The organism is Aestuariivirga sp. (assembly GCF_020252405.1).
Taxonomy (GTDB): domain Bacteria; phylum Pseudomonadota; class Alphaproteobacteria; order Rhizobiales; family Aestuariivirgaceae; genus Aestuariivirga.
The window spans coordinates 1-24,086 of the sequence record NZ_JADCDA010000054.1 but is presented as its reverse complement, the minus strand read 5'-3'; the positions used below and the strand labels follow the sequence as shown (position 1 = coordinate 24,086).

Here is a 24,086-nt window from a genome sequence, read left to right as displayed (position 1 = left end):
GAGCCGTTACAGCCTGGGCGAGAGCCCCATGTCCTCCATCCAGTGGCCGATCGCCGCCGCTGTCTCGTCCGGGTATTCGAGTGTGGGGAAGTGGCCGCAGTCCGCGAGCTCCACATAGCGGCCCTTGGGGATGGCGGCGGACATGCGCAGGCCCTCCGCCGCCGCCGAAAACTTGTCATGAACGCCCCAAAGCATCAGCGCCGGGCAGGCGATTTCGTCAAGCCGGGGATAGAGATCGGCGCGGTGGGCCAGCGCGTCGGACTGGCGGGTCATCGCGTCGGGGCCCAGAGTGGCGCACATGTCGATGAAAGCTTGCCGCGTGGCGGAGCCGTTGGGGCCTTCCATGTGGGCGATCATGTCGGCCATCTCCTCCGTCACCTGCTGCGCCTCGCCGGCACGCAGCCGTTCCGACCGTCGAAACCCCGCCCGCCGGTCCGCCACGGGGCCTGCACTGGCGCCGGTGACGATGAGACCCTGCACGCGATCGGGTGCGGCAAGCGTGGCCTCCAGCGCCACCCTTCCGCCAAAGGAAGTGCCCAGCAACACAAATCTTTCCGGCGCCCGGGCCAGCACCTGCTCGACGCAGGCGGCGAAGTCGACGCCATCGGCGATCACCGTGGAGCTCAGGACGTTGGACGGGAGCAGCGGCGCGATGCCGGCATAAAGCCGCTCGTCGCAGCCGAAGGCGGGGATCATCACCAGATTTGTCATGGCTTCCATCCTGCAACGTCCGGACCCGCCTGAAAAGCCCCAAATTGCCGTTGTCCGCGTCGTGAGGGCTGGTAGAAGGTCCAGCCAAACAACAAGCTGGAGGATGGACCCGTGAAATCCCTCGACAAGAAGTTAAAGACCATGGCCGCCGGCAAATACAAGCCAAAGGATTTCATCCTCGCCGACGCCAAGGACCCGGACTATGCCTTCGGCGTCAAAGGCACGGGCGCGCATGATTATCTCGATCAGTCCGGCAAGCACCGCTCCATCCCGGAGTTCCGCCAGACCATCCGCGACATCGTCCGCCAGAAGCAGATGGACGTTATGCTGGGGGCCGTCTCCAATATGGAGCCGCTGATCGCGGAAGGACTGTTCGAGAAATCGCACGTCACCCCGGCCATCCGCGCCAATGACACGACCGACATCTGGCACCCGCGCGCCGGCAACTATGCCAAGGAGCCGTCACGGCCCTGGCGCACCGCCAACCTCCCTTACGTGTCAAAGTTCTGTGACCTCGGCCTCTATTCGGTGACCTTCAACAACATCCTCGAGCGCGATCTCGAGGCAGTCGCCCATTACCGCGAGTTCCGCCAGGACGCGGTGAAGCACAGGTTCCGCCACTTCCTCGAAATCTTCAATCCCAACGCGCCGCAGAACTTGAGCGCCGAGCAGATGCCCTTCTTCGTCAACGATATGATCATGCGCGTGCTGGCCGGCATGGCGAAGGTGGAACGCCCGCTGTTCCTCAAGATGCCGTTCAACGGCAGGAAGGCGATGGAAGAACTGGCAAGCCATGATCCAGGCCTCGTCATCGGCATCCTCGGCGGATCTGCGGGCACCACGCGCGACTGCTTCGAACTTCTCAGCCAGGGCGAGAAGGCGGGCGCAAGGGTCGCGCTGTTCGGCCGCAAGATCAATCTGGCCGAAAGCCCGCTTGACCTCGTGGCGCTGTTCCGCCCGGTGCTCGAATCCGAGGTGACGCCGGAGCAGGCGGTGAAGCATTATCACGCCATCCTCGCCAAGAAGGGGCTTGGCCCCAAGCGTTCGCTGGAAGACGACCTGAAGATCACCGAGCCCGCGCTCGAGGGCTGCGGGAAGTGACGAGGCGCGGCATCGTGCTGGCGGGCATCGTGGTGCTCGACATCGTGCACCTGATCGACCGCTGGCCGACGGAAGAGACGCTCGCCTTCATCGACCGCACGGAAATGGCGGCCGGCGGCCCGCCGCACAATGCGGGTGCTGGCCTCTTGAAGCTCGGCGCGGACTTCCCCGTCACGCTGCTCGCCACCGCGGGTGACGACGTCTATGGCGGGATCATGCTGGCGAGCGCCAGGGGCTATGGCCTCGACACGTCGAAGATTACGGCGATCGCCGGCGTGGTGACGAGCCACACCCATGTCATGTCCTGCCGGGACACCGGGCGGCGCACCTTCTTCGCGCAGCTGGGGTGCAACAATGTTATGACGGTTGACCACCTCATGCCGCCGGAGGGCGGCAACGCCAAACTCTATTACCTCGGCAGCCCCGGCACAGCGCGCCACCTCGATGAAACCGACGGCTGGCGCACCCTGCTCAAGGCCGCGAAGGCGCGCGGCATGAAGACCTGCCTCGAACTCTGCCCCGCGCCATCCGCGACACTCGCGAAGCTCGTGCCGCCCTGCCTGCCCCTCACCGATGTCTTCGTGGTGAACGACTATGAGGCCGCCAGCATCACCGGCCTCGACGTGGCCCCCGGCGGGCGGCTGTCATGGAACGCTGCCGAAGAAGCCTGCCGCAGGCTGCTCGCCATGGGCGTTGCCGGGTTGGCCGGCATCCACCACCCGGATGGCGCGGTGGCCGTGTCGCGCGCGGGCGAAGTCTGCAAGCGCCCCTCGGTGAAGGTTGACCGGTCCGAGATCGAAGGCTCCACCGGGGCGGGCGACGCCTTCTATGCCGGCATGCTGTTCGGCCTCCATGAGGACTGGCCCCTGCAACGCTGCATTGACCTCGGCAACGCCGCCGCCGCAACCTCGCTCCATTCCCCAACCACAAGCGCGAGTATTCGTCCGTGGGCCGAGTGTCTGGACTATGCGAAGGCCAGGGGGCTGCGCAGCATGTGAGGCGCGCGGCGTCCTCTCCCGCCTCAACTCAGGGCTATCGTATATGGGTTGGCAGGCTGCTGAAAAACGCGTCAATACTTGTGTTGTTGTGTGGGTCAGCCAGTCTTGCAAGGCGGAGTGATTTGGATTGCGCGGTGTGACTTGAAGAGACAGGGCAGCTGTTGAAAGCATCGCTGCTGCGGGCGGTCTTCACGGTTCGCCGGGCTTTCGGCTGATGCCGCGGTCTGGGATGCTTCGGACTTTTCCACGCACCGGGAGCGCCTGATTCAGGGTGATGTGGCGCACCGTCAGAGGGCCGCGCGCGCCATGACCGAGCGCAGAACCCGCTTGACGCCCGGCGCCGCCGAGGGTGATGACGCCGCTGAGAGCACCTACTTCGATGCAGTTGAGGCCATCCCCGGCAGCTTTTCGAAGACCGCGGTTACATTCTTTGCCATCTCCATCCGCACTGAGCAGTAGATTTTCGGCCCGCGGCATGTGCCGGACCAGCCTTTGAAATAGGAGTCCGCGTCCGGCTGTGCGCTGAGCATGACCTTGGCATTCTTCCAGTAGGACCGGGTGCACGCGCCCGTGCAGGAGGTCGTGAAACCGGGGACGGCGAAGCCCACTCTCCCCGTCCCCGAGCCGCTTCTGGTGTAGGTCAGCGGCAGCAGGTTTCCGGTGTAGAATCCCGCAGTAACGTCGAGCTGCTGCGACATCGTGACGGTGCAGCTTCCGAGGCCGGAGCATTGGCCGCCCCAGCCATAGAACGCCACGCCGGGATCGGGTGTCGCGGTCAGTGTCACCGTCGTGCCCGGCGCAAACCGGTTGATGCAGTCCTGCCGACAGTTCGGCGCTGAACCCGATGGCGAGAACGATACCAGGCCCTCTGCGGTGCCGCCTCTCACATAGTTGATGGCGGGGCGATTGTCGTTAAACTGCGTCAACGCCGCGGCCACTTTTATGCGCGACTTGGAGATGCCATTTCGATAATCGGTGACGGCTTGACCAGTCGATTGCAGCGCGGTGAGAACTGACTGCACCGAAGCGCCCGGCATCTTTTCCTTGAGGATCGCCCAGGCGCCGGCCACGTGCGGCGCGGCCATGGACGTTCCATGTTTGGCGGCAAACCTCCGGTTCGGCACGGACGAGGTGATCAGCGATCCCGGTGCCAGCAGCGACAGGATGCTGGATGAGTTCGAATAGCACGCCACCCTGTCCACCGCCGCGGGCCCACCCTCACACATGCCCCAAGCAGATTCGGACACCGCGCCCACGCTCACCGCGCTGGAAATGCACGCAGGATAAGAGATGCCATTACTCGCAGAGCTGTTGCCGCTTGCAATCACGGTCGCGATGCCGGCGGACGCCAACTGGTCGATCGCCATCTTCATACCCGCATTCCGAACGTCACAGTGTCCCTGGTAAACGATCCCGGACCCCAAACTCATGTTGACGGCTGCAATCTTGAAACTATTGCGCAGCTCGTAAACGCGCTGCAAGCCCGCGATGATGTCTGAATCTTGCGCGATCGAGTCCATGCCGTCAGGGCTGAAGACCTGGACCGCAATGATGTTCGCGTCCCTGGCAACACCGGAGAATTTCCAGCCCTGGCCAGCCGCGATGCCCGCCACATGAGTGCCGTGATCGCAGTCACGGCCGGGGCAGGGCCGCCCCGAACCGGGCGAAGTGGAGCTTATGGCTCCGCCGGGACACCAGCCTCCGATCGAGTAGCACGCCTCGGAAACCACCTTGCCGGAGAGGAACGGATGGTCCTTATCGACCCCCGTGTCGATGATCGCGACGGTCTGGCCCAGACCGCGGTAGCCGGCGCTCCAGGCCGCGGTGCCCCCGATGAGCGGCACCGATTCGGCCAGCATGGCCTTGTTGATCCGGTCTTCCTGTATGATCGAGATGTTGGGATCGGACGCCAGCCTGTCCAGTTCCTCAAGGCTCACGTCCATGGCCACCAGCGGCAAGGCGTCAAACATGCGGATGCGCGGGTTCCCCGGAAGCGCGAGCCTGGCGAGAACCGACGAGCGGGCCCCGGCGATGTCGCTGCGCTGCTGGAGCGACTCCTGCGCGCTCAACTTGCCTTCAGCCGCGAAGGGCACCCGGAGCTCAGCGATGATCCGGACCTTGCCTGACGCTCCCGCCATTTTACGCAGCTGCCGGAAGGCTGTTGAAGCCGCCGCGCTGGATTTGACAGTCTGGGCAAACGATGAGGTTGCTGACAGGCGCCGCTCGCCAGCCATGGAACTGGCGGGGATACCCAAAAGCACAAGGCAAACCAGAAGTCCGAGACTCTGCCGCAACATGATCGCCCCATGCTATGCTGTTTTGCTTCCAAGAAAATAATCCAATCATCAGCATCCGACAAGGCGAAAACCGCGGCGTTTTCGTTTGCGTCTTGTCGGGATGGTAAATGTGCCGCCCCTACAGCACCCGGCTGAGGTCCGCGATGAGATCATCCGGGTTCTCGATCCCGACCGACAGGCGGAACACCCCGTCGCCCGCATAGTCGCGATAGCGGCGCAACTGTTCCGCGTCGTGGCGGAAGGTGGAGGCCTGAATGCCATCCGTGCCGATCCAATAGACGAGGCTGCGGTGGTGCCCGAGCGACACCGCATAGTGGATGATCTCGAGCTTCTTCACCATTGCGGCGGCAATCTCCGGCCCCGGCCGCCTCGTCTGGAAGGTCATCATGCCGGAAAAATTCCGCATCTGCCGCTTGGCCAGCGCGTGTTGCGGGTGGGAGGGAAGGCCGGGGTAGAACACGCGCGACACGGCCTCGTGCTCCTCCAGGAAGCGCGCCACCTTCAGGGCAGCCTCCTCATGCGCCCGCATGCGGATGGGCAGGGTGGCTGCGCCGCGCAGGATCAGCCAGGCGTTGAAGGGCGACAGAACGCCGCCGAAATGAACCGTGGCCTCCAGGTTGAGCGCATCGAGATCCGCCGTGCGGCCGATCACGGCGCCCCCCATCGCATCGCCATGGCCGCCGATATATTTGGTCAGCGAATGCACCACGAAATCGGCGCCGAGCGACAGGGGCCGCGTGGCGACCGGCGTGGCATAGGTGGAATCGACCGCGACGTCGCGCACGCCGCGGTCATGCGCCAGCTGCGCCAGTGCTGCAATATCGCAGAGTTTCATCGTCGGATTGGCCGGCGTCTCCAGCCACAGCATGCGGGTGGCCGGGCGAATGGCCGCCGCCACCTCCTCCGGTCGCGACACATCCACACAGGACACCTCAATCCCGAAGCGCGGCAGCGTGTCGCGCGCCAGTTCCGCGATGCCGACATAATTTGCATCCGGCACGATAATGTGGTCGCCCCGGCCGAGCCGGCCGCAAATGAGGGCGTGTGCGGCGGCGACCCCGGACGCGAAACACAGGGCCGCTTCGCCCCCTTCCAGCGCCGCCAGCTTGGCTTCGAGCTGCGCCACGGTGGGGCTGCCCACGCGGCTGTAGACAAAGCCTTCGTAGTCCCGCTCGTCGCGTGCCGAAAAGCCGGTCACCGCCTCTGGCGCGAAGGTGACGGACATGACAAGGTTGGGCGACGAAGCGCGGGTTGCCGGATCGACGAACTCACCGGCGTGAACCGCCGCCGTTTCGGTATGCCAGTGCGCGCTGCCGCTCGCTTTGCGGGCCATGATGCGGTTTTTCCTTTCAGGCAAATCTGGCCTATGATGCAGTCGGTCCGTCGAATCTGCAACTGCCGCCGGGGAGACCTGCAAAACACGACATGAAGTGGGATCAGCCCCATTGGAGCGGCAAGCCGCAATCAGGCGCCGGGCCGCGGCAAAAGCTGCGCCCCAACGTCTTCGCGCGCGCCGCCCGCTTCTGCGCCGCCCGGTGTGTCGCGGTGGTCGCCGCCGCGGTGCTCCTGGCGGCTGGCTTGTCGGTCTTCGCTGCCACCCGCCTGTCGATCGATCCCGGCCAGCGGCCGCGCATCGGGCTGGACCAGGGCACTGCCGCCCTTCAGGCTGAACTTGATGCGAAGTTCCCGGGGGTCGAGCAGACGTTCCTTGCAGTGGTCTCCAGCGGCGACCCGGAAACGTCGCGCCAGCAGGCCGAGGCGCTGGCGGCCATGCTGCAGCAGCGCCAGGAGCTGTTTCTCTCGGCCTTCGTACCTGGCACCGGCGCATTCTACGACAGCAACGCTCTTCTCTACCGTGACACCGCCACGGTGCGGGCCCGCGTCGATGCCCTGCTGCAGTTGGCGCCGCTGTACCATGCCATGGCGGCCGCGCCGGACATGGGCGGCTTAACGGCCCTCGTCACCGAAATCGGCAGGGCGGTGGATCAGGGGCGCTCGCCGCCTGGCCTCGCCACCATGCTGCTCGCCGCGTCCGCCACCATCGAGGCCGAGGTCAAGGGCAAGCCGCACCCGCTCGACTGGCTGGCGCTTGCCGGCCTCGATGCCGGAACGCAGGCCAGCCGCTGGTATGTGCTCGCGACGCCTGTGCCGGGCCAGGAACCCGCCGCTGCCGCCGCTGCCCGCCAGGTCTCCGCCGGCATGCCGGGCGTCAGCTGGCTGTGGCCGCGCCGTGCGCTGGCCTCCCCGCCGAGCGAGCTTAGGGACTTCGTGGTCCCGGCCCTGCTGTCGATCCTGCTCACGCTGGTGCTGCTCTTCGCTGCGCTGGGCTCGCTGCGCCAGGCGCTCGCCGTGCTGCTCACCGGCGCCGTGACGCTGTCGGTTGCCGGGGCTGCTGCCGCCGCTCTCGGATCGCCGCCCGATGGCGCCACATGGTCCTTCGCCCTCGCGGTGCTGTCGCCCGTCATCCTGGCGGGCGGCGTGGTTTCCGTGGCCTTCGGCCGGGGCCGCAGCCGCGGCCTGGCGCCCGTGCAGGCGATCATGCTGGCGGCCCACCGCCAGGGCGGGTTCGTCACCGCCGCCATCTTGCTCTTCGCCGTGTTCTGGGGCGCCTGGTTGTTGCGACACCTGCCGGCGTTCAGCCAGTTCGCGATCATCGCGCTGGCGGGCTGCCTTGCCGCATGGGTGGCGGCTCTGACAGTCCTTCCGGCGGCGCTCACGCTCACCGCACCGCGCCGCGCCGAAGAGCCGCCCCACTGGCTTGACGAGGCGATGGGGGAGGGGAGAAGCCCCACGGCACGCGGAGGGCTCGATATGGCCGCCATGGTGCTGCTCGCGGCCGCCGTGTTTTCGGCCGTCTTCCTGCCCGCCATGCGCTTCGGCGAGCGCCAGCAGCCGTCCGCGCCTCCGCCGCTCCTCGAAACGCCCGATGCGCGCGGGGCCGTCCATATTCTGTCGCCCGGGTCGGGGGTGGAGGACATCGTCACGCGGCTCGCCGCCTTGCCCGACGTTGGCGCCATCCGCTCGGTGCAGCAATTCCTGCCACCGGATGTTCCTGAAAAGATCGGCGAGTTGCGCCGCCTTGTGCCGCTCACCGCCTTCAATCCCGGTTTTCAACCCCCGGCCGGCGAAGCGGGCTTGCGGGAGGAATTCGCCGCCCTGCAATCGCAGCTCACCGCGATTGCCGCTGCCGCGGCGTCCGCGCCGCAGCTGCGCACCGCCGCCTTGCGGTTGCGCCGCGCCCTCGAGCTGTTCGCCGGCTCCGAGCCGCTCGATTCGCAGCGCGTGGCCGGGCTGGAGAAATCGTTGTTCGGCGGGCTCGGGGCGGTTTCGGCCCTGGCCCAGCGTCTTGCGGTTATGGAGCCGCCTGCGGTTGGCGATCTCGAGCCGCAGCTGCTGCGCCGTTTCGTGGCGGCGGATGGCGTCTGGCGCATCGAAGTCATGCCGCGGTCCGGCAGCGGGGAGTTGTCCTTTGCCGCAGCTCTCCGGCGGGCCGTTCCGCAGGCGGCGGGTGAACCCGTCGTATCGCTGGTCCGCAACGAAATGATGCACCACGAGGCGATCCTGGCGCTTGCCACCGCGCTGCTGGCGGCGGCGGCGTTGGTGCTGATCACCTTGCGAAGTCTGCGCGGCATGCTGCTGTCGATGGCTCCGGTCGCGGCCTTCATTACGCTCACCGCCGGGCTCACGGTGATGCTCGGCATCAGTCTCAACGCCGCCATGCTGTCCGGCATCAGCGCGGCGATTGCGGTGCTTATCGCCTGTTCGATGCTGGTCGCGGCCCGGCTTTCCGGCGGTGGACCCGCCATGCAGGCGCACATTCTGCCCTTGCGTGCCGTTCTGTTGGCGCCCATCACGCTGGCCGGCGCGGCGGCGCCGCTGGCCGTATCCTCGCGCCCCGCCGTGGCGGAGTTGGGAGCCTCGCTCGCCATGCTCTTTCTGATCGTGGCGCTTCTCGTGCTTCTGCTGGCGCCGGCCCTTGCCCGCTGGCTGGACCTTTTGGCAGAACCAGCGCCCCGGCCCGTTCACCCCCGGGAGTAACGTAACCGACGACATGCGGAACATGCGGTGCTATCCTCTCCGTCAGGTGTCACGGCGCGAACACCTCCTGGCGCATGTTCCGTTCCGGCGGAACCGCCTGGACGGAACATGCGCCAGATCAAAAGCTGGAGCATGATCTTATCGCAAAACCGGTTCCACTTTTGCGGATCATGCTCTGGCAAACATATCAGGGAGATGAAAAATGGTGTTTCAGTTCAAAATCAGGTCCTGGCTCGCCGGCTGCAGCATGCTGGCCATGACCGCCACCGGCGCCTTCGCCGAAGTGGTCTATAACCGCGGCAATTCGGCTGACCCGGAGTCGCTCGACCCGCACAAGACCTCGACCACCTATGAAGCCAACATCCTGCGCGACCTGTTCATGGGACTGATGGTTCAGGACGCCAAGGCGGAGGTCCAGCCGGGTGCTGCCGAGAGCTACACGGTGTCGGCGGACGGCAAGACCTGGACCTTCAAGCTGCGCGAGGGTGCGCTGTGGTCTGACGGCCAGCCAGTGACGGCGGATGATTTCGTCTTCTCCTGGCGCCGCCTGGTCGATCCGGCCACCGCCTCCGAATATGCCTATATGCTGGCCCCGGTGGTCAACGCCGAGGACATCACCGCCGGCAAGATGAAGCCAGACCAGCTCGCGGTGAAGGCGATCGGCCCCGGGACATTCGAGGTGACGCTCAAGGCGCCCACGCCCTATTTCCTCGAGATGCTCACCCACCAGGCCACCTACCCGGTGAGCAAGGCCAGCATCGACAAGCTCGGCGCCGACTTTGTGAAGCCCGGCAACCTCGTCTCCAACGGCGCCTTCGTGCTGAAGGAATTCGTGCCGAACGATCACATCAAGCTCGCCAGGAACGACAAGTTCTACGATGCGGCCAATGTGAGGATCGACACTGTCAACTTCATCCCGACGGAGGACCGCTCGACGGCCGTGAAGCGTTTCGAGGCGGGCGAGATCGACTCGAACGACGACCTGCCCACCGAGCAGCTTGCCGACCTCAGGGCCAAATTCGGCGATCAGATCAGGATCGGCCCCTATCTCGGCACCTATTACTACGCCTTCAAGACCGACAAGAAGCCGTGGGACAACGTCAAGCTCCGCGCCGCGGTCTCGCAGGCGATCGACCGCGACTATCTGGCCGAGAAGGTCTGGCAGAACACCATGATCCCGGCCTATTCCTTCGTGCCGCCGGGCATCGCCGGCTACGGGATGCGCACCACGGACTATGCCGGGAAATCGCAGCTCGACCGCGAGGACGAAGCCAGGAAGGTGCTGGCCGAACTGGGCTATGGCCCGGACAAGCCGCTGAAGATGGAAATCCGCTTCAACACCTCCGAGAACCACAAGAACACCGCGGTCGCCATCCAGGAGCAGCTGAAGCCGCTCGGTATCGATGTGACGCTGGTCAACACCGACACCAAGACGCATTACGGCCTCCTCGAGCAGCGCGGCGACTTCGACATCGCGCGCGCCGGCTGGATCGCCGACTACAAGGACCCGGAAAACTTCCTGGCCCTGTGCAAGACCGGAACCGGCAACAACTACGCGCTCTACTCCAACAAGGACTATGATGACCTGATGGCCAAGGCCGCCGCCGCGGCGACGCCCGGGGACCGCATGAAGGCGCTCTCCGATGCCGAAGCCATCGGCGTGGCGCGCGACCACTGCGTGGTGCCGCTGCTCTATTACAGCTATCACAACCTCGTTTCGAACAAGCTCAGGGGCTGGGAGGACAACGTCATGGACGTCCACCCGACCCGCTTCCTCTCCAAGGAATAGTCCGCAACAGTGACAGGCCGCCTTGCGCCATTGGGGCGGGGCGGTCGTCCGCCTTAACCCGAGTTGCGGAAAAATGCTGCGTTACGTCCTGAGACGTTTGCTTACCGCGATCCCGACTTTGTTCGTGATCGTGACCATCTCTTTTTTCCTGATGCGCGCCGCCCCCGGCGGCCCCTTCAACCAGGAAAAAGGCCTGAACCCCGTGATCAAGGCCAATCTCGAGCGGGTCTTCCACCTCGATCAGCCGCTGTGGAAGCAGTACCTGCTCTACTTGAACAACCTCATCCATGGCGACTTCGGCCCCAGCTATAATCTTCCCGACTTCACGGTGGCGGAACTCTTCGCCGACAGCCTGCCGATCTCCATCCAGCTCGGTGGCTCGGCCCTCGTGCTGGCGCTGCTGCTGGGCGGCATCCTCGGCATCATTGCAGCGCTCCACCAGAACAAGCCGGCCGATTATGCCGTGATCGCCACGGCCACTGCGGGCTCGACGGTCCCGACCTTCGTCATCGCCCCCCTGTTCCAGCTGTTCTTCGCGCTCACCCTCAAATGGTTTCCGGTCGGCGGCTGGGGCGATGGCGCGCTCGTCAACAAGGTGGGCCCCGTGCTCACGCTCATGCTGCCGCAGCTCGCCATCGTGGCCCGTCTGATGCGCGGCTCGATGATCGAGTCGCTGCGCTCGCACCACATCCGCACCGCAAGGGCGCTCGGCCTTTCGGATTATTCGGTCGTCATCAGGCACGCGCTGAGGGGCGCGCTGCTGCCCATCATCTCCTATGCCGGCCCGGCCGCCGCGGCATTGCTCACGGGGTCCATCATCGTCGAAACCATCTTTTCCATTCCCGGGGTGGGACGTTACTTCGTCGAGGGGGCGCTGAACCGCGACTATACGCTGGTGATGGGCACGGTGGTGGTGATCGCCGTCTTCACCATCGTCTTCAACCTTATCGTCGACATCCTCTACGCCGTGGTCGACCCGCGTGTGCGCTATGACTGACGTGAGCCTCCCCGCCGCCGCCAGGGGCCGCTCGCTGTGGGCGGACGCCTGGAACCGCCTCAAGGCCAACAAGGCCGCCATGGCGGGCATCTGGTATCTCGCCTTCATGGCGGTGCTGTGCATCGTGGGTCCGTGGTTCACGCCGCATGACTTCACCACGATCTATCAGGATTACACCCGCGTGCCGCCCAGCCTTGAGGCCTACCCCAGGCCTGACGCCATCGGCCCCGCGGTCAAGGATGCGGTGAAGCGCTCCCGCCTTGACCTCGCGGGCTGGGAGGAGAAGGACGGCAAGATCTTCATCACCGTCACCTCGGTCAGGCCCATCGACGAACGCGTCACGCGCTACATCGACCGCTCTGACGTTTTCAGGAATGCGCAGGTGGCCGATAAATCCGCCGATGGCCTCAGGATGACCATGAGCGCCGATATCAGGCATGAGTATTTTTTCTTCGGCACCGACAATATCGGCCGCGACCTTCTGACCCGCACGCTGACCGCGGGCCGCGTGTCGCTGGCCATCGGCCTTCTCGCCGGCATTGTCGCCGTGGCGATCGGCGTGCTCTACGGCGCAATCGCCGGCTTCGCCGGCGGCCGCACCGACGAGATCATGATGCGCATCGTCGACATTCTCTATTCGCTGCCCTTCATTTTTTTCGTCATCATGCTTGTGGTGTTCTTCGGACGGAACTTCGTGTTCATGTTCCTCGCGGTCGGCGCCGTGCTGTGGCTCGACATGGCGCGCATCGTGCGCGGGCAGGCGCTGTCGCTCAAACGCCAGGAATATGTGCAGGCCGCGGAGGCGCTGGGCGTTTCGCCCGGCGGCGTCCTGCTGCGCCACGTGGTGCCCAACCTCCTGGGACCCGTCGTCATCTACATGACGCTGCTGGTGCCGCAGGTCATTATCCTCGAGAGCTTCCTGTCCTTCCTGGGGCTGGGCGTGCAGGAGCCGATGTCGAGCTGGGGCGTGCTCATCAGTCAGGGCGCAAAGAACATCCCCGGCGCCACCTGGCTCCTGGTCTTCCCCTCCTTCTTCCTCACCACCACGCTCTTCGCGCTGAACTTCATCGGCGACGGCTTGCGCGATGCGCTCGACCCGAAGGACCGCTGACATGAGCGGGCGCATCCTCCACCTGCGGAACGTCAAGGTTTCCTTCGACACCACCGACGGCACGGTCGAGGCCGTGAAGGGCGTCAGCCTCCATGTGAACGCGGGCGAGACGGTTGCCATCGTCGGCCAGTCGGGTTCCGGCAAGAGCCAGTTGATGATGGCGGCCATGGGCCTCCTCGCGCCGAACGGCTCCGCCACCGGCACGGCCGATTATCGCGGCGCCAATCTTCTGTCGATCTCGAAGTCGCGGCTCAACGGCATCCGCGGCGCGAAAATCACCATGATCTTTCAGGAGCCGATGACCTCGCTTGACCCGCTCTACACCATCGGCGACCAGCTGAGCGAGCCGATCCGCAAACACCAGCGCCTCGGTGCGGCGCAGGCGCGCGCCCGCGCCATCGAAATGCTGCGCCTGGTGCACATCCCGGAGCCGGAGCGCCGCATGGGCTCCTACCCGCATGAGATGTCGGGCGGCCAGCGCCAGCGCGTGATGATCGCCATGGCGCTGGCCAACAACCCTGACCTGCTGATCGCCGACGAGCCGACCACCGCCCTCGATGTCACGATCCAGGCCGAGATGCTGGAGCTGATGGCAAGCCTGCAGCAGCGCTTCGGCATGGGCATGGTGTTCATCACCCATGACCTCAACATCGTGAGGCGCATCGCGCACCGCGTCTATGTCATGCGCCACGGCGAGGTGGTGGAGGAAGGCGGGACGGCGGAACTTTTCGCCAATCCGAAACACGCCTACACCAGGGCGCTGCTGGAGGCGGAGCCTGCGGGGCGCAAGCCGCCGGCCGCTCCCCATGCGCGCAAGATGATCGACGCCACCGATGTGCGCGTCACCTTCAGGATCGGCGGCGGTTTTCTGTCCGGCCCGCCGCTGGAACTTCGCGCGGTGGACCGCGTCTCGATGACGCTGCGCCAGGGCCAGACCATCGGCATCGTCGGCGAGTCAGGCTCCGGCAAATCCACCTTCGCGCGCGCCGTGCTGCGGCTTCTTCCCAGCGAGGGCACCATCAGTTTCGAGAACCGCCCGATCCAGAACCTCACGCGGGGCGAGATGCGGCCCTTGCGCCGCGAATTGCAGATCGTGCTGCAGGACCCCTTCGGTTCCCTGAGCCCGCGCATGACGGCGGGCCAGATCGTCACCGAGGGACTTCTGGTGCACGAGCCCTCAATGTCCCGCGCCGAGCGTGACCGCCGTGCCGCCCAGGCGCTGGAGCAGGTGCAGCTCGATCCCTCGCTCCGCAACCGCTATCCGCATGAATTCTCCGGCGGCCAGCGCCAGCGCATCGCCATCGCCCGCGCCATCATCCTCAAACCGAAGGTCGTCGTGCTCGATGAGCCGACCTCGGCGCTGGACCGTCAGGTGCAGAAGCAGATCGTGGATTTGCTGCGCGACCTGCAGCAGGCCAACAACCTCTCCTACCTCTTCATCAGCCACGACCTGGCCGTGGTCCGCGCCATGGCCGACCACATCATGGTGATGAAGGACGGCAGGATGGTGGAGCAGGGCACGCCTGAGGAGGTGATGGAACACCCCCGCGAAGATTATACGCGGCGGCTGATGGCGGCGGCGTTCGCGCGGTGAATCGTCCTCTCCCCACGCGGCGCGGGGGGTGGGGCTCAGTATGCGTGTTCCTTGCGAAAGCGCGGCGGACATGGCATAAGCAATTCATGTGTTATCACGCGACCATATCCGGGGTGATTTTGCCCATCTGGTCAAAGACCGCGTATGATGAAGTGATGCTTCACTGCGCGCGCATCGGATTCAAGCCGTAAGACTCCTGCATTCTGTCCGATTGCCCGCCCCGCCCACTGCCGGCGCGGGGTCCTTCCCCATATTCAGTTTGGAGAGCGCCATGAATGTCCTCAACAAGAACATCGATATCGCCGAAGTGATCCGCAACGACATCGCGCATCATTTCCATCCGTTCACCGACCACAAGTCCTTCCATGCCGAAGGCGGCCCGCGGGTGATGACCCAGGCCGACGGCATCTGGATCTGGGACGGCAACGGCCACAAGCTTCTGGACGGCATGTCCGGCCTGTGGTGCGTGAACGTGGGCTATGGCCGCAAGGAACTGGCCGAGGCCGCCTACAGGCAGATGCTTGACCTGCCCTACTACAACACCTTCTTCAAGACGACGACGGTGCCGGCGACCGAGCTCGCCGCCAAGATCTCCTCCGTCATGCCGGCCCGTTTCAGGCACATCTTCTTCACCAACTCCGGCTCGGAATCGAACGACACCATCGTGCGCTTCGTGCGCCACTACTGGAAGCTGAAGGGCAAGCCCTACCGCCAGCATTTCATCGCCCGCACGCGGGGCTATCACGGCTCCACCATGGTGGCGGCGAACCTCGGCGGCTTCCAGGGCATGCATGACCAGGTGGGAACCGAATTCCCCGGCTTCCACCACGTGCAGCAGCCGCACTGGTTCGATTTCGGCGGCGACAAGACGCCGGAGGAATTCGGCCTCGAGGCCGCGGCGGCGCTGGAGAAGAAGATCCTCGAAGTGGGGCCCGACAACGTTGCCGCCTTCATCGGGGAGCCGGTCCAGGGCGCCGGCGGCGTGCTGATTCCCCCGTCCACCTACTGGCCGGAAGTGCAGCGCATCTGCCGCAAGCATGGCGTGCTGATCATCTCGGACGAGGTCATCTGCGGCTTCGGGCGCACCGGCAACTGGTGGGGCTTCGAGACCATGGGCTTCGAGCCGGACATCGTGCCGATGGCCAAGGGCCTGTCGTCCGGCTACCTGCCGATCGGCGCCGTGGCTTTCGCCGACCACCTGATCAAGGACTTTTTCGAGCTGGGCGGCGAGTTCTACCACGGCATGACCTATGCCGGCCACCCCGTGGCGGCCGCCGTGGCGCTCAGGAACATCGAGATCATCGAGCGCGAGAACCTCGTCCGCCATGCCGCCGAGACCGGGCCCTATTTCGCCGCGGCGCTGGCCTCGCTGCGCGATCATCTGATCGTCGGCGAAACGCGTTCGGTGGGCCTCATTGGCGCGATCGAACTGTCCAACTACAAGGCGAGGCGCGGCCGCTTTGCCAGCCCGGGCCGGGTGGGCGCCATGTGCCGCGACAATTGCTTCAGGAACGGGCTGATCATGCGGGCCTGCTGGGACACCATGGTGCTGGCGCCGCCGCTGATCATCACCCGAAAGGAGATCGATGAGCTGGTCCGCCTTGCCCGGCTCGCGCTGGACGCGACCTATGCCCAGGTCAAGGCTGAAGTCGTTTGAGGTTACGAAAGCTTAAATTGATTTCGATTGGCCGGAGGGTGAGGGAACACCAAGTAACAGCGCACGATCCGCTCAGGTGGTTCCACCTGAGCGGATCGTCCTCCAGGCTCGCTGTGCGCAAGACGAACGAACGAAAGGATTTGCGAAAATGACCACTTTCCGTCCGCGGTTCCGTCCCAACCGCCGCTCTGTCCTCCAGGGCGCCGGCGCGTTGTTTGCGGGCCTCACCCTCCTGCCGCGCTTCTCGCTGGCCGCGGAAGAGAAGAAGCTGAACTTCTACAACTGGGATACTTATATCGGCGAGAACACGCTCGCCGAATTCACCGATGCCACCGGCATCGAGGTGAAGATGGACCTTTATGCCGACAATGACGAGCTCTTCGCCAAGCTCAAGGGCGGCAACCCCGGCTATGACGTGATCGTGCCGACCAACGACTATCTCGAGCGCATGATAAAGGCCGACATGGTGATCCCGCTCGATCACTCCAGGATCCCCAACATGTCGAACATCGACACGCTGTTCCAGGATGCGCAGTTCGACCCCGGCCGCAAGTATTCGATCCCCTATATGTGGGGCACGGTCGGCATCGGCTTCCGCAAGTCGGCGGTCAGCGCCACGCCCGACAGCTGGAAGGTGCTGCTCGACTCGGATGAATATGCGGGCGCCATCTCGATGCTCGGCGACCAGCAGAACGTGCTGGGCGCCGGCCTCAAGTATCTGGGCTATTCCTTGAACTCGACCAATGCGGACGAGCTCAGGAAGGTCGAGGACCTGCTGATCGCGCAGAAGAAAAATATAAAGGTCTTCGCGCCCGACAATGGCCAGGACCTGCTGGCCTCCGGCGAAGTGAAGCTCTGCCAGGAGTGGAACGGCGACATCAAGCAGGTGATGGCGGAGGACGAAGATCTCGACTTCATCGTGCCGAAGGAAGGCTCGCTGGTCTGGCAGGATACGCTGGCCGTTCCGAAGGGCGCGCCCCACCCGGAGAACGCCATGGCCTTCCTCAACTTCATCCTGGACGCAAAGGAAGGTGCGGGCATCGCCTCCACCATCCAGTACGCCACCACCAACAAGGCGGCGAAGGAGCTGATGCCGGCTGAGTATCAGAACAACCCGGTGATCTTCCCGCCCGCCGACGTGCTGATCAAGTGCGAACCCAACCTTTATCTCGGCGAGGAAGCCATCAAGCAGCGCGACGAAATCTTGACGCGCATCCGCGCCTCGTAAGCGGCGCTCGGTCCTGGGCGGTCCCGCAAGGGCGCATTGGCGGGCGGCGAGGGAAAATCCGGCGGCGTGCTGAAGATCGGGCCGCCCGCCGTCCTCGCCCGCGCCGATGCCGATTTTGCGGTTGCAGCCATCGGCGGCGCTCTCCCCCGGTTATGGCCGGGGTTGCCGCCGGGTGCCGTGCTGGGGTAGCCTCACGCAGAACGGCAAAGGGGGGAGTGACCGCATCTTGGAGAACTGGAAACAGAATCCGCGTGTCTTCTGGACACTGGGCATACCGCCTTCAGTGTGGCTTCTGGCCTTCTTCATCATCCCGCTCGGCTTCCTTTTCGTCATGTCGTTCAGCGACAAGGCCATTGTCGATGGCCAGGTGTCGATCACCGGCTATGATTACCTGACGGGCTTCACCAATTACATCCGCGCCTTCGACCCGCTCTATCTCGGCATCATGTGGAAGTCGGTGTGGATCTCGGCGCTTGCCACCGCGCTGTGCCTGCTCACCGCCTATCCCATCGCCTTCGGCATCTGCTTTGCGAAGGACAAGTGGAAGCCGCTCCTGCTGCTGCTCGTCGTGCTGCCCTTCTGGATCAACCTGCTGATCCGCACCTATGCGCTGATCGCGGTGTTCCGCACGCAGGGCTATCTGAACAAGATACTCGGATGGGTGGGCCTTGGTCCCTACGAGATGCTTTACAATAATTTCGCCGTCGTCTTCGGTCTCGTCTATGTCTACATGCCCTTCATGGTGCTGCCGCTCTATGCCACCATCGAAAGGCTGGACAAGTCATATCTTGAAGCCAGCCTCGATCTCGGCGGATCGCAGTTCCAGACCTTCATGCGCGTCACCGTGCCGCTCACCATGCCGGGCATCGTCTCGGGCGTCATCCTGGTCTTCATCCCGTGCCTCGGCTCCTTCCTCACGCCGGACCTGCTGGGCGGCGCCAATGCCCTGATGATCGGCAATGTCATCGAGCGCCAGTTCAAGGCGGCCAATGACTGGCCCTTCGGCGCGGCGCTGTCCTTCCTGCTGATGTACGCCACCTTCGGCGCCCTGGCGCTGCGCTATCTCTTCAGCCTGCGCTCCAAGGGGGTGGACGTCTGATGGCCGCCCGGCTGAAACCGGGGCAGGGCCCCCTCGACTATGGCAGCCGCCTCTGGCTCAGGCTGCTGTTCGCCGCCATCTTCTTCGTGCTCTACGCGCCCATCATCACGCTCGTCGCCTTCTCCTTCAACACCGACAAGCGCGGTGTGGTGTGGCGCGGCTTCACGCTCGACAACTACGCCAGGGCGTGGAACAACGCCTCGCTGATCGAGGCGCTCACCAACTCGCTGGTGATCGCCGTGATCGCCACGGTCTTCGCCACCGTGCTGGGCGCGCTGACGGCGCTGCTGATGTGGCGCTTCCGCTTTCCCCTCAAGGGCGCCTATGAGGGCTTCATGGCGCTGCCCATCGTCATCCCCGAAATCTGCATGGGCGTTGCGCTTCTGCTGTTCTTCGTCAATTCGGGGATGATGGAATTCTTCGTCCACATGCCGTGGCCCCTGAACCTTGGCAACATCATCTTCGCGCATGTCACCTTCTGCTTCCCCTTCGTGGCGGTCGTCGTGCGCTCGCGCCTCGTGGGCTTCAACCGCCAGCTTGAGGAGGCGTCGAAGGACCTGGGAGCCAGCGAATGGCAGACCTTCTGGTCGATCATCGTGCCCTTCATGAAGCCCGGCCTCATCGCCGGCGCGCTGCTTGCCTTCACGCTGTCGCTCGATGACTTCGTCATCACCTTTTTCACCTCGGGGCCGGAAACCGTCACCTTCCCGGTCAAGGTCTATTCGCTGGTGCGCCGCGGCGTGTCGCCGGAGATCAACGCGGCCTCCACCGTGCTGATCGTCATCACCGTGGTTGCCACCGTTCTCGCAATGAAGCTCCAGGCGCCGCCCAGGGCGGACAAGGGTTGAACATCATGTCAGACGCCATCGTCTCCATCCGCAACGTCACCAAGGCCTTTCCGGGCGGCGTCACCGCCGTTGACAATGTCTCGCTTGACATTGCCCAGAACGAGTTCTTCGCGCTGCTTGGCCCCTCGGGCTGCGGCAAGACCACGCTCCGGCGCATGATCTCCGGTCTCGAAACGCCCACGTCCGGCCAGATCGTCATCGGCGGCGAGGACATGGCCTTCACGCCGCCCAACAAGCGGCCCACCAACATGGTGTTCCAGTCCTATGCGGTGTTCCCACACATGACGGTGGAGCAGAACGTGGGCTATGGCCTCAAGGTCACAGGTGTTGCCACCGACGAGATCAGGCGCCGCGTCGGCGAGGCGCTCGACATGGTGAAGCTCACCGCACTTGCCGCCCGCAAGCCGGACCAGATGTCGGGCGGCCAGCGTCAGCGCGTGGCCCTTGCCCGCGCGTTGGTCAAGCGCCCCAAGGTGCTGTTGCTCGACGAGCCGCTCTCCGCCCTCGACGCCAAGCTGCGCGACGACATGCGCATGGAGCTGACGAGGCTGCAGGAGACCGTCGGCATCACCTTCATCATCGTCACCCATGACCAGGACGAAGCCCTCTCCATGGCGAGCCGCATCGCCGTCATGGACAAGGGGGCCGTGCAGCAGGTGGCGACACCCGCCGAACTCTACGAGCATCCCAGGAGCCGGTTCGTCGCCGACTTCATCGGCAAGGTGAACCTGATCGACGCCCGCGTTCACCGCCAGATCGGCCGCAAGATCGACTGCGAGCTGAAGGGTGTGGGCCGCATGGAGCTGGCGAGCGACGGGCTGGTGGGCGGCCAGGTCGCCGTTGCGGTGCGGCCCGAGAAGCTCAAGATCGCCATCGCGGAACCGGCCAGCGCCATCCGGGTGCAGGGCAGGGTGCGCGATGTCGCCTATTACGGCGACACCAGCCACGTCGTCATCGAGGCCGCTGACGGGCTCGATCTGTCGGTCAATGTCCAGAACGACACGCGCCTCGGCGGCTCCGGCGTGGAGCGCGGACAGACCGTCTGGGTGCACTGGGCGCCCGAAGATTCGATCGTGCTGACGGAGTAGCGCCGATGTCGCTTGAGATGAACCCCAACGGCCCCCTCCCGGGCGACAGCGCATTCCGCCGCGAACAGCTCAAGGGCACGCAGTGGGAGCCGACCTATGCCGGCGCTCTTTCCTTCATGCGGCGCAAATACGCGCGTGACCTGATGGGCGTGGACATCGCCGTCACCGGCATTCCGTTCGATCAGGCCGTGTCGCACCGCTCCGGCGCGCGCATGGGGCCGGAGGGCATCCGCAAGGCCTCGGCCGAGAATGCCTGGGGTCCGTTCTGGCCGTGGAACTTCGATCCGTTCGACACGCTCGCCGTGGTCGATTATGGCGACTGCTTTTTCGACTGGGGCCGCAAGGAGAATTTTCCGCAGCGCCTCGAGGACCATGCAACCGGGATCATTTCCTCCGGCGCCGAGATGATCTCGCTCGGCGGCGACCACTACATCACCTATCCGCTGCTGAAGGCGCACGCCAGGAAGCACGGCCCCCTGTCGCTTGTCCATTTCGATGCGCACCGCGACGTGGAGCCTGATGACGGCGGCCGCATCGACCATGGCACCATGTTCGGCTACGCCGTAAGGGAAGGCCTGATCGACCCCAGGAAGTCCGCGCAGATCGGCATCCGCACGGTCTTCGCCGGCGAGCGCACCTATGGCTTCAGGATCGTCCATGCCGACGAGGTGCATGAATCGACGCCGGCGCGGATCGCTGACATCGTCCGCGACGTGGTGGGCGCCAACAAGGCCTACCTCACCTTCGACATCGACTGCCTCGATCCCTCGGTGGCGCCGGGCACCGGAACGCCGATCCCGGGCGGCCTCAGCTATCATCAGGCGGCCTCGATCATCCGTAAGCTGACGGATGTGAATTTCGTGGCCATGGACGTGGTTGAAGTGTCGCCGCCCTATGACCACGCCGAGATCACCTCGCTCGCGGCATCATCGCTCATCATGGAGTATCTTTGCCTCAAGGCCTGGCGCAGGGGCGCGCGGGCGGCGCCCTTCGCGGAGTAGCTCAGCGGACAACCCCCAGCGCCCTGTCCTTGTTGCGCACCGCATAGCCCGCCTGTTGCGGCCAGTTGCCGTAGGTGTCGCCCGTCAGCAGCTCGCGCATCGCATGGAGCGGCCAGTTCGGGTCATCCAGCGCCTGCCTTGCCAGTGCGATCAGATCGGCCTGGCCATCCCCAAGGATCTGCTCGGCCTCCGCAGCCCTCGTGATGAGGCCCACGGCCGCGGTCGGAACACCCGCGCGCTTGCGAACCGCCTCGGCCAGCGGCGCCTGATACATCGGCCCGGCGGGGACAGTCGCGCCGTCGAAGCCGCCGGAGCTGCAGTGCACAAGGTCATAGCCGATGGCCTTCAGCTCCGTTGCATAGGCCACGCTGTCCTCCACCGTCACGCCGCCCTCGATCCAGTCGGTCACGGAGATGCGCACGAAGGCGGGCTTGTCCTGGGGCCAGGCCGCGCGCACCGCGCGCGCCACCTCCAGCGGGAAGCGCATACGGTTACCGGGGCTGCCGCCATAATCATCGTCACGCCTGTTGGCGACGGGCGAGAGGAACTGGTTCAGCAGATAGCCATGGGCCGAGTGCAGTTCGATCATGTCGAAGCCCGCCGCGTCGGCGCGTTTCGCCGCCGCCACAAAACCATCGCGCACGCGGGCAAGGCCCGCTGCATCGAGGGCTTCGGGAACCGGATAGGAGGCCATGTGCCGCTCCGCCGAGGGAGCAACCGGGGTCCAGGCCTCGAAGCCCAGTGACTGCTTCTCGGCCTCCGTCTCGTTGAAGCCGCCGCGCCAGGGGATGGGCCCATTGGCCTTGCGCCCGGCATGCGCCAGCTGGATGCCGGCCTTGGCGCCATTCCGGTGCAGGAATTCGGCGATGCGCTTCAGGGGCGCCACCTGCGCATCCTCCCACAGGCCGAGGCAGCCATAGGAAATGCGGCCATCCGGCGTCACGCCCGTTGCCTCGACGATGACAAGGCTGAAGCCGCCGAGCGCGAAGCGGCCGAGGTGTACGAGGTGCCAGTCATCGGCCATGCCATGCCTGGCCGAATACTGGCACATGGGCGCGACGATCGCCCGGTTCTTGAGGGTCATGCCGCGATAGGCGGCGGGGGAGAACAGTTTGCTCATCAGCTCAGCGCATCCCTGATACGGTAGAACAGCATGGCGGCGGCGAGCAGCGGCACGCGCACCGGGCCGCCGGGGAAGGGGAAGTGCCGCACGCGCGACAGGAGGTCGAAGCGCTCCGCCGTGCCGCGCACGGCCTCCGCGATAAGCTTGCCATACATCCCGGCCAGCGCCACGCCCTGGCCGGAATAGCCATGGGCATAATAGGCCGTCGGGCTCAATCGCCCGCAATCCGGAATGCGGTTGTGGGTGATGGCGATATAGCCGCCCCAGGCGAAGTCGATCCTCGCATCGCGGAGCTGCGGGAAGATCTTCACCATCGAGTCCTTCATCTGGGGCGCGAGTTGCGCGGGCTCCATCGTGGTGTAGCTCGCCTTGCCGCCGAACAGCATGCGCGTGCCGGAGGCGATGCGGAAATAGTTGACGATGAAATTGGTGTCCGCCACCGCCTCGCCATCGCGGATCAGCGCGCGGGCGCGATTTTCGCCCAGTGGCTCGGTTGCGATGATATAGCTCGTCACCGGCAGCACCTTGCCATAGAGCTGCGGCACGAGGCGGCCAAGATAGCCATTGCAGGCGATGATCGTGAAGCGGGCATTGACCTTGCCATGCGCCGTGCGCACGAAGGGCCTGGAGCCCGTATCGACCTCAACCGCCGGGGAATGCTCATGGATGACGGCGCCCGCTTCCGCGGCGGCGCGTGCAAGGCCGAGGCAATAGTTCAGCGGGTGGAAATGGCCGGCGCCTCCCTCGCGCAATGCGCCATGATAGGCGCTGGCGCCGAGCCTCTCCTCCAACTGCTTTTTGTCGAGAAGCTGGGTGTCGGTGTAGCCCAGATCATCCCACTCGTCCTTCCATTGCTTCAGTCCATCCATGCGGTTGGGTTTGGGCAGAACATGGAGATAGCCCCAGCGCAGGTCGCAATCGATGCTGTAGCGCCTGATGCGGTCCACCAGCAGGCGCTTTGCCTCCTCGGCAATGGCAAAGCACTTGCGCGCGTTATCGCGGCCCAGCTGGGCGGCGATCTTGTCCTGACCTGACGAAAAGCCGGTGCAGATCTGCCCGCCATTGCGCCCCGATGCGCCATGGCCAACAGTTTCCGCCTCCAGCACGACCACTTTGTAGCCCGCTTCGCCCAGCTCCACGGCCGCCGAAAGCCCCGTATAGCCCGCCCCCACGATGCACACATCGGCGGAGATGTCGCCTGACAGCGCAGGGCAGGCTGGGGAGGGGGTTGCGGTGGCCTGGTAATAGCTCGGCGCGAAAATGGATTGCGGCATGGTGCAAGTGGTTTAGAGTATCCGTGATGATCAAGCGATTTTTTTCTGCCAGGTGGCGCGTTTTTTGAGGAGTGCGTTGGCGAGGACGACGAGCTTTCGCATGACGGCAGTGATGGCCTGCTTGGGAGCTTT

General features: G+C 65.0%; 18 protein-coding genes and 1 pseudogene. 14 read left to right on the top strand and 5 right to left on the bottom strand.

Features of this window, described 5'->3' with window-relative positions; translation table 11 throughout:
• Positions 1 to 6: 6 nt before the first annotated feature.
• Positions 7 to 711: an alpha/beta hydrolase gene (locus tag IOC69_RS09020; RefSeq protein ID WP_290543214.1), complete on the bottom strand. Its 705-nt coding sequence runs from the start codon at positions 709 to 711 to the stop codon at positions 7 to 9.
• 111 nt (positions 712 to 822) lie between these two features.
• On the opposite strand from IOC69_RS09020, the gene IOC69_RS09015 reads away from it, so the two are divergent.
• The 3 genes and pseudogenes from IOC69_RS09015 to IOC69_RS09005 form a co-directional block, all read left to right on the top strand.
• Positions 823 to 1,812 (top strand): hypothetical protein, encoded by a 990-nt coding sequence (locus IOC69_RS09015; protein ID WP_290543213.1) that lies wholly within the window; start codon positions 823 to 825, stop codon positions 1,810 to 1,812.
• Entirely contained in the window at positions 1,809 to 2,810 is a 1,002-nt protein-coding gene (locus tag IOC69_RS09010) for a carbohydrate kinase family protein (RefSeq protein WP_290543212.1), read from the top strand. Before IOC69_RS09015 ends, IOC69_RS09010 begins: the two co-directional genes overlap by 4 nt.
• Positions 2,811 to 2,995: 185 nt before the next feature.
• Positions 2,996 to 3,110 (top strand): annotated as a pseudogene (locus tag IOC69_RS09005) (IS5/IS1182 family transposase); the annotation flags it as partial.
• Positions 3,111 to 3,181: 71 nt separating this feature from the next.
• Here the strand turns inward: IOC69_RS09005 and IOC69_RS09000 are convergent.
• Together IOC69_RS09000 and IOC69_RS08995 are read right to left on the bottom strand one after the other, a co-directional pair.
• On the bottom strand, positions 3,182 to 5,107 hold the full coding sequence (locus IOC69_RS09000) for a S8 family serine peptidase (protein WP_290543211.1): 1,926 nt from the start codon (positions 5,105 to 5,107) through the stop codon (positions 3,182 to 3,184).
• A gap of 118 nt (positions 5,108 to 5,225) precedes the next feature.
• On the bottom strand, positions 5,226 to 6,440 hold the full coding sequence (locus IOC69_RS08995) for a PLP-dependent aspartate aminotransferase family protein (RefSeq protein ID WP_290543210.1): 1,215 nt from the start codon (positions 6,438 to 6,440) through the stop codon (positions 5,226 to 5,228).
• A gap of 92 nt (positions 6,441 to 6,532) precedes the next feature.
• On the opposite strand from IOC69_RS08995, the gene IOC69_RS08990 reads away from it, so the two are divergent.
• The 11 genes from IOC69_RS08990 (at position 6,533) to speB (ending at position 21,557) form a co-directional block, all read left to right on the top strand.
• Entirely contained in the window at positions 6,533 to 9,145 is a 2,613-nt protein-coding gene (locus tag IOC69_RS08990; RefSeq protein WP_290543209.1) for an MMPL family transporter, read from the top strand.
• 202 nt (positions 9,146 to 9,347) lie between these two features.
• Complete coding sequence (locus tag IOC69_RS08985; protein WP_290543208.1) at positions 9,348 to 10,934, top strand: peptide ABC transporter substrate-binding protein; 1,587 nt, start codon at positions 9,348 to 9,350, stop codon at positions 10,932 to 10,934.
• 73 nt (positions 10,935 to 11,007) lie between these two features.
• Positions 11,008 to 11,931, top strand: coding sequence for an oligopeptide ABC transporter permease OppB (oppB, locus tag IOC69_RS08980; RefSeq protein ID WP_290543207.1), 924 nt, complete (start codon positions 11,008 to 11,010; stop codon positions 11,929 to 11,931).
• Complete coding sequence (locus IOC69_RS08975; protein ID WP_290543206.1) at positions 11,924 to 13,042, top strand: ABC transporter permease; 1,119 nt, start codon at positions 11,924 to 11,926, stop codon at positions 13,040 to 13,042. The genes oppB and IOC69_RS08975 overlap by 8 nt, the downstream gene beginning before the upstream one ends.
• 1 nt (position 13,043) lies before the next feature.
• Complete coding sequence (locus IOC69_RS08970; protein ID WP_290543205.1) at positions 13,044 to 14,636, top strand: ABC transporter ATP-binding protein; 1,593 nt, start codon at positions 13,044 to 13,046, stop codon at positions 14,634 to 14,636.
• 271 nt (positions 14,637 to 14,907) lie between these two features.
• Positions 14,908 to 16,293 carry an aspartate aminotransferase family protein gene (locus IOC69_RS08965; protein WP_290543204.1) on the top strand — a complete coding sequence of 462 codons (1,386 nt, stop codon included), beginning with the start codon at positions 14,908 to 14,910 and terminating at the stop codon, positions 16,291 to 16,293.
• Between the two features lie 148 nt (positions 16,294 to 16,441).
• Positions 16,442 to 17,521: a spermidine/putrescine ABC transporter substrate-binding protein gene (locus IOC69_RS08960; protein ID WP_290543203.1), complete on the top strand. Its 1,080-nt coding sequence runs from the start codon at positions 16,442 to 16,444 to the stop codon at positions 17,519 to 17,521.
• 226 nt (positions 17,522 to 17,747) lie between these two features.
• A complete protein-coding gene (locus IOC69_RS08955; RefSeq protein WP_290543202.1) occupies positions 17,748 to 18,620 on the top strand; it encodes an ABC transporter permease in 873 nt (290 codons plus the stop codon).
• Positions 18,620 to 19,468: an ABC transporter permease gene (locus IOC69_RS08950; protein WP_290543201.1), complete on the top strand. Its 849-nt coding sequence runs from the start codon at positions 18,620 to 18,622 to the stop codon at positions 19,466 to 19,468. The genes IOC69_RS08955 and IOC69_RS08950 overlap by 1 nt, the downstream gene beginning before the upstream one ends.
• A gap of 5 nt (positions 19,469 to 19,473) precedes the next feature.
• Positions 19,474 to 20,556, top strand: coding sequence for an ABC transporter ATP-binding protein (locus tag IOC69_RS08945; RefSeq protein WP_290543200.1), 1,083 nt, complete (start codon positions 19,474 to 19,476; stop codon positions 20,554 to 20,556).
• Between the two features lie 5 nt (positions 20,557 to 20,561).
• Positions 20,562 to 21,557, top strand: a complete 996-nt coding sequence (gene speB / locus IOC69_RS08940) for an agmatinase (RefSeq protein WP_290543199.1) — start codon at positions 20,562 to 20,564, stop codon at positions 21,555 to 21,557.
• A gap of 1 nt (position 21,558) precedes the next feature.
• On the opposite strand, the gene IOC69_RS08935 is transcribed toward speB, so the two are convergent.
• On the bottom strand, positions 21,559 to 22,677 hold the full coding sequence (locus IOC69_RS08935) for an NADH:flavin oxidoreductase/NADH oxidase (protein ID WP_290543198.1): 1,119 nt from the start codon (positions 22,675 to 22,677) through the stop codon (positions 21,559 to 21,561).
• Positions 22,677 to 23,954, bottom strand: a complete 1,278-nt coding sequence (locus tag IOC69_RS08930; protein ID WP_290543197.1) for an FAD-binding oxidoreductase — start codon at positions 23,952 to 23,954, stop codon at positions 22,677 to 22,679. Before IOC69_RS08930 ends, IOC69_RS08935 begins: the two co-directional genes overlap by 1 nt.
• Positions 23,955 to 24,086: the final 132 nt, after the last annotated feature.